Origin of the sequence: Formosa algae (assembly GCF_001439665.1) — a bacterium.
GTDB lineage: Bacteria > Bacteroidota > Bacteroidia > Flavobacteriales > Flavobacteriaceae > Formosa > Formosa algae.
In genome coordinates, this window is record NZ_LMAK01000082.1 from 97,057 (window position 1) to 104,504 (window position 7,448).

The following is a 7,448-nucleotide window of genomic DNA, read 5'->3' on the forward strand; positions in this document are numbered from 1 at the left end:
ATAATATATCACAACTCATGTTATTTAGTTTAAATAACCAACCAATTACTATAATGATAAAACCAACCAAAATTTTAATGTTTGCCATACTTTTGTTAGGTGTGTGTGTGTCTGTGTCTGCTCAAGGACAAATTCAGACAGAAATTTCTATAAAGACGTTGTTACATGATATGGTAGATCGCGATAAAATAGCGCGTTTTCCATCAACTAATTTCCGATTAAAACAACACAGTAGTTACAATAGAAATTCTGTTGAGGTTGAAGCCCCTAAAATGGAACCTACAGGTTGGTTTGATAATAAAGATAATAACACTAGTGATAAGGATGCTAATTTTATTCGTATTGAAAAAAATAGCAAAGGCGAACAAGAGTGGGTGTTAATGGACCACCAAGCTCCTGGGGCATTGGTTAGAACATGGATGCCGTTTAGATCTAAAAACACTCCAGATACAGATATTATAATTCGCATTTATATAGATGGTGCTACAGAGCCAACGATAGAAGGTAATATGTTGCAACTTTTTAATGGTTCAGGATTAATCCCATTTCCATTTGCACATAAATCTATCCGATCTGCAGTCTCTTTTTTTCCGATACCTTATGCTAAAAGTTGTAAAATCACCACAAGAGCACCTGCATTCTTTTATCAATTTACGTTTAGAGAATATAATGCAGCTACTAAAATAAAATCGTTTACCATGTCTGATTTTAACAGTGCGAAAAAGAAAATTCAGCAGGTTGGGGAAGCATTGTTACATCCTAAAAGTTCGATGTCTACATCACATTTTGATTTCAAAAAAGTTCTGGTTCCAAACGAAGCACACGGTATGGCGTTACCATCTGGAAATGCAGCAATTAGAGAATTATCTGTAGCATTAGATAATTATAACGATCCTGAAATTACAAGAAAAGTAGTTTTAAAAATAGAATTTGATGGTAAAGAGACCGTTTGGTGTCCAATAGGTGATTTTTTTGGTTCTGGAATAGGATTAAATCCAGTAAGCGGTTGGAATACGAGTGTGTCTGAATTAGGTTTTATGACGTCACGCTGGGTGATGCCATATCAAGAGTCTGCAAAAATTTCTATTTTAAATTTAAGTGATGCTCCAGTTTCAGTAAACGTTAATGCGTCGGTAGGAACATGGAAATGGGAGGACGATTCGATGTACTTTAATGCAGCATGGAGAGGAGAATATCCAGTAGCGACGCGTCCATATTCAGATTGGAACTATATTACTTTAAAAGGAAAAGGGGTTTATGTAGGCGATGCGCTTACAGTTATGAATCCAACAAAAGTTTGGTGGGGAGAAGGCGATGAAAAAATTTGGGTAGATAACGAAGCTTTTCCTTCAATTTTTGGAACTGGAACAGAAGATTATTACGCCTATTCTTGGGGAGGAGTCAGTACAGATTTTTACGAGCATCCTTTTCATGCACAACCCATGTCTAATAAGTACAATAAATTAAACAGAAAAACAGAAGAAGGCGAACGTAATACTATGGGATATAGTACAGAAACCCGTACGCGTGCCTTAGATGTGATGCCATTTGAAACTGCTCTAAAACTAGATATGGAAGTTTGGTCTTGGGAAGATTGCGATATGGGATACGGTGTAGGTGTGTATTGGTACAGTACTTTAGAAACCACTTCTAACGCGAATAAAAATATTAAAGAAGTACAAAACGTACCGCCTTTACCTACAGATTTTTAATAATAGTTAGCAATATTCTAAACCTTCAGATTAGGATTCTTAAATAAAAAACGGATATTGTTATCCTTAAACTATTCTTAACAATTCTTTAATATAACTTCTCAATATCTTATACATTAAAAAAGAGTTAAATTCTAGATTATTTAAATAATCTACATAATATCATGTGTTTTTTTAGGAAAACATATGATAGTGTGTGTTAAAACGGTTTCAAAATGTTTATTTTATAATGTTTGTGTTAAATAAAAATTAATTAAACAATTCAGTATTGGTCGAAGTTCAGTAGTTATTGGTCGAATTAATTAACAAACAATTATAAAAATATTTAAGTTTAGTTAACTTTTTAAAGTCAGCCATAAACACGGCTTAATAAAGAGTATTTTATTAAAACATGCCTTGCTAAAAAAGGGTGTGATTAAAATATTGAAAATCAATTATTTGAAATAAATTTTAAACTTTTAAATGATTTTAAAATAACTAATAATAATTAACCTAATGTCTAATATTAAACCAAAATGAAGCTTATGAAAAATAAGATAAACAGTAATTTTTTCTGCTTAAGAAAGAGGCTGTTAATAACAATTTTAAATTCTTTTGCTTTTTTGTGTTTTACAAGTGCTTTTAGCTTGTATGGTAACACAATAAAAATCGAGAATAAGATAAATTCTAGTTTACAGCAACTTGAAATAAAAGGAGTTGTTACAGATGTTAATGGCGTACCCTTATTGGGAGCAAATATTCTTGAAAAAGGTACAGCTAATGGAGTTCAAACAGATTTCGATGGTAAGTTTACAATTACACATATTACTCCAAAACCTATACTAGTTGTATCCTATATGGGGTATATTTCTAAAGAGGTATCAGTAGCAGGAGAAACTGATATTACTATAGTTTTGGAAGAGGACGTGTCTCAGTTAGACGAAGTGGTCGTTGTAGGGTATGGAGAGCAGAAAAAAGTAAATCTTACTGCAGCTGTTTCTCAAGTAGGTACAGAAGTTTTTGAAAACAGACCTACGGCAAGTGCTACGCGTTCTTTACAAGGTACAGTGCCAGGTTTACAAATTTCAAATTCAGCTTCAGGTGGAGAACCAGGGGCAGATACGAATATTAATATTCGTGGGTTTGTAACAAGTGGAGGTACTGGAACAATTGGAGAAGCATCTCCTTTAGTCCTTGTAGATGGTATTGAAATGAGTTTAACAGATATTGATCCTGAAGATATTAAAACGGTTTCAGTACTTAAAGATGCTGCTGCTGCATCTATATATGGATCACAAGCTGCTGCTGGAGCTATTATCGTAACAACTAAAAGTGGTAAAAATTTAAATGGTGATGTAAAAGTTAGCTTTAGTAACAGTTATTCTGTAACGCAACCTTCTATATGGCCAGAAAGTGCTAGTCCTATAGAGTTTGCTTACACTATGAATGATGCACGTTTAAATAATAATCAGACTCCGTATTACGACGATGAAGGTTTGGCCAACATTATTGCTAACATGGCTAACCCAGGAAGTGCACCATCAATTTCTTCTAATGCTTCAGGAAACGATTGGGATTATGGTACAATTGGTATTGAAGGTACTGGTGCTACAAATTGGGACGATGTTATTATGAAAAAATGGGCACAGAGAATAAAGAGTAATTTTAGTATTTCTGGTGGTAATGCTAAAACTAATTTTTACATTTCTGCAGGTGCTTATGATGAGGACGGACTTTTAGCAGTAGGAGACGAATCTTACCAAAGATATAATTTAGATGCTAAAATTGCTAGTCAAGTTACAGATTGGTTAAGAATAGAGTTACTAACCAAATACAGAAAGAGTTATACAGATTTTCCAACAGAAGTAAGTACTAATAGTACGTTCTGGAATAAATCTAGGGTTTTGGATTTAGTTACAAAACTTAAACCAACTTTACCGCAATATGATCCTATTTATGGTTTAGAATTATTACAACACACGTATTATCCATTTTGGGATAAACAACGTGTTAAGACCGAAAACGATCAAGTAATTGTAATTCCAAAATTTATAATAGAACCGTTAGAAGGTCTTCAACTTAATTTCAATTTAAATTATAAAAGAAATAATAATTTTCAAGAGATCTCTATCTTAGCGAGTCAGAAAGTTGTGCCTAATGGGTTAGTAGATCATGTTTCTCAAGAGTCTACGTCTTACGATCCTACAGTAATATTCAACACGTATTTCTCTCCTAATATTTACGCGAATTATGATAAATCTATAAACAATCATAATTTTAATGCAACAGTAGGTTTCCAAAGTGAAATTTACGACTATTATTCACTAGGTGCTTCTACAGATTATTTAATTTCTAATAATATAGTGTCTTTAAATGCATCTTTGGATGATGATCAAGATGTTAGTGAATCTATTTCACACTGGTCTACAGTTGGAGTGTTCAGTAGATTTAGATATAATTATAAAGAAAAATATTTGGTAGAATTTAGTTACCGTAAGGATGGGTCTTCAAGATTTGAGCCAGAAAATAGATGGGCAGGATTTCCTAGTTTTTCTGCAGGATATAATCTTGCAAAAGAAGATTTTTGGCCGATTGATGCCATTAACACCTTTAAGTTAAGAGGATCTTATGGTACGTTAGGTAATCAAAACGTAGATAACTATTTATATCTTACCACGATATCTTTAAATACAGCAGGAACGTCTTATTTATTTGATGGAGATCGTTTAACTTATGCTCAAACACCTGATTTAGAAAGTGAAAGCTTAACTTGGGAAACTGTAAAAACTACAGATTTAGGATTTGATCTTAGTGCATTTAATAATAAATTGGGTGTAGGCTTCTCTTGGTATAGAACAGATATTGAAGATATGGCTGCACAAGGTGCTGATTTACCTGCACAATTAGGAACGTCTGCTCCATTAACAAATATTGGTACATCTAGAGTTGAAGGATGGGAAGTTGAAGCGACATGGAAACAAAAACTTGGAGACTTTGGCTACAGTATTAGAGCTGTATTAAGTGATTACGAAAGAACTATTGTAGATTACCCTAACGAAACTAAAGCATTAACTAATTATTTTGCAGGTCAAAACTTAGGAGATATCTGGGGATTTGAAACTGAAGGATTATTCCAAACAGATGAAGATGCTACGGCTGTAACAGAAGTTATAGATTATTCATTCATTACAGGATGGTCACGTGTTGCTGGAGATATTCAGTACAAAGATGTAAACGGAGATAATGTTATAGATAGAGGTAATTATGTTCTTGGAGATACTGGAGATTATAAAGTTTTAGGAAATTCTACGCCACGCTACCAATACTCGGTTAATTTGGCAATGACATATAAAAACTGGGATTTTAACGCTTTAATACAAGGTGTAGGAAAACGTGATTTATCATTCGCAACGCAACAACGTTTTCTAGGTCCATCTCAAGGTCCGTTCCATGCTTTTGTTTGGAAAGGTCACTTAGATTATTTCAGACCAGAAGATACGGCTAGTCCACTAGGGCCAAATACAGATGCGTATTTCGCAACACCGTATCAAACCGGAGGTGGTAGAAACAATAAAAACTACAGTTATAATACAGATAGATTCATGCAAAATGCAGCTTACACAAGATTAAAAAGTTTACAAATTGGATACACTATACCAAGTGATGTAACACGTAAGTTTCATGTAGATAAATTAAGACTTTATTTTACAGGAGAAAACCTATTTACTATTACTGATTTAATGTTCTTTGATCCTGAAACAAATACAACTGGATTAACAGGTAGTGCACAGTCTTACCCGTTATCAAGAATACTTTCTACAGGAATAAATGTTTCATTCTAAATTAAAAAAACAAATAATTATGAAAAATATATTAAAATTATTTTTTCTAAGTGGTATTCTAGCATTAACATCTTGTGATGATTTTTTAGATAAAACACCCTTAGATGAAGTTTCTGAAGATGCTTTTTATAGCACACCTTCAGATCTACAAGCCGCAGTAAATGGCTGGTATAACGATTTGCCTGGTTGGTCTGCCACTTCTATTGGTTATAATATCTTACCAGATATGTACTCTGATGTTGGAACTGCAGAAGAGCCTAGTAATAGATTAAGTGGTTTAAGTTATACTGTACCAACTAGTGCAACTGCTTCAGTTTGGAGTTTCGATGAAGTTAGAGAGACCAATTGGCTTTTAGATCATGTAGATCAAGCTTCAGGAGACCAAACGTTAATAGATCAGTACACCGGAGAAACATATTTCTTTAGAGCCTATTTTTATTTTGAATTATTAAAGAGATATGGAGATGTGCCAATTTTCCCTGTGTATTTTGATAATCTTGATGATGAATATGTGTATGCAGCAAGAGATCCAAGAAATGAAGTTGCAGATTTTATTATTTCAGATTTAGATACAGCTATTTCTTTAATGCAATCTTTTACAGAAGTTGCAACATCACGTGTTAGTAAAGAAGCAGCACAACTACTTAAAGCAAGAGTTGCTTTGTATGAAGGAACTTGGGAACATTACCATAGTGGTACCGATTTTGGAGTATCTGGTTTAGATGGTTCTACATTTTTACAAACAGCTGCAGATGCTGCTGAAGATTTAATGGATTCAGGTGTGTTTTCTTTATATAGCGATTATAAAACATTATTTAACCAAACAGGATATGCTGGTAATAGTGAAGTGATGCTTTGGAGAGATTATAACTCAATAGACTTAGGTATAAATAATGTTTTACAACAGACCTGGCCTAACAGAAGTGGTTTTACAAAATTTGCTATAGATAGTTATTTATGTATAGATGGTAATCCAACTGCGGTGAGTTCTTTATATCAAGGAAATGAAAATTTTGCAACGCTTGAAATGAATAGAGATCCTAGGTTAGCAGCAACTATAATGGCTCCTGGCGATTTAATAGAAATTAAAGATGATGGTACTGAAGAATATTGGGAGTATCCAGATTTCGGTTCAACAAATTCTGGATTAACGGGATATGAATCTGAAAAGTATAGAAACGTAGTTTATGATGAAAATTATGATGATTTTACAGAGGATACTTCTAGAATCATTATGAGATATGCTGAAGCCTTATTAATCTTTGCAGAAGCTAAAGCAGAATTAGGAACTATTACTCAAGGAGATTTAGATAAGTCTATAAATTTATTACGTGCTCGTGTAGATATGCCAGATTTAAATTTAGCAGGTATCGTAACAGATCCAAATTGGCCTAATTACGGTTATACGTTAACAGATATATTATACGAAGTGCGTAGAGAACGTTCTGTAGAATTAATGGCTGAAGGTTTTAGAGCAGATGATTTATATAGATGGAGAGCACATGCTTTATTTGATGGTGATCAGCCAAGAGGCGCATACTACTATGATGGTATTGTAAGCACCACTTTAGATGAGTCTGATGTTACTCTAGATTCAGACGGCTTTATATTACCATTTGCTAGTACTGGTAATTATAATTTTGATGAAAGTAAAGCGTATTTAAATCCGCTACCCACAGACGAATTACAATTAAATCCTAATCTAACCCAAAACCCAGGTTGGTAATAATTAAATTATAAAAAAAATCACTAGGATGTTATAAAAAACACCAAGTGATTTTTTTTTACTCTAATCCAATCCTTTAAAGAAATAATACTCCCTAATTAACTTATAATATTTACTTATGACGCGTGTAGTAGATCCCCCTATTAAATCATCTTCAAATGCGATTGCAATAGCCATAATTGCAGGTCT

The 7,448-nt window shown here is 33.3% G+C and carries 3 protein-coding genes; all 3 read left to right on the plus strand.

What is annotated here, in order from left to right:
* The first annotated feature begins 77 nt into the window (after positions 1-77).
* The 3 genes from AST99_RS18320 (at position 78) to AST99_RS18330 (ending at position 7,259) form a co-directional block, all read left to right on the plus strand.
* Positions 78-1,712, plus strand: a complete 1,635-nt coding sequence (locus AST99_RS18320) for a glycoside hydrolase family 172 protein (protein WP_083495744.1) — start codon at positions 78-80, stop codon at positions 1,710-1,712.
* A 626-nt stretch (positions 1,713-2,338) separates the two neighbouring features.
* Positions 2,339-5,533, plus strand: a complete 3,195-nt coding sequence (locus tag AST99_RS18325) for a SusC/RagA family TonB-linked outer membrane protein (RefSeq protein WP_057784306.1) — start codon at positions 2,339-2,341, stop codon at positions 5,531-5,533.
* Positions 5,534-5,552: 19 nt separating this feature from the next.
* Complete coding sequence (locus tag AST99_RS18330; protein ID WP_198151562.1) at positions 5,553-7,259, plus strand: RagB/SusD family nutrient uptake outer membrane protein; 1,707 nt, start codon at positions 5,553-5,555, stop codon at positions 7,257-7,259.
* Positions 7,260-7,448: the final 189 nt, after the last annotated feature.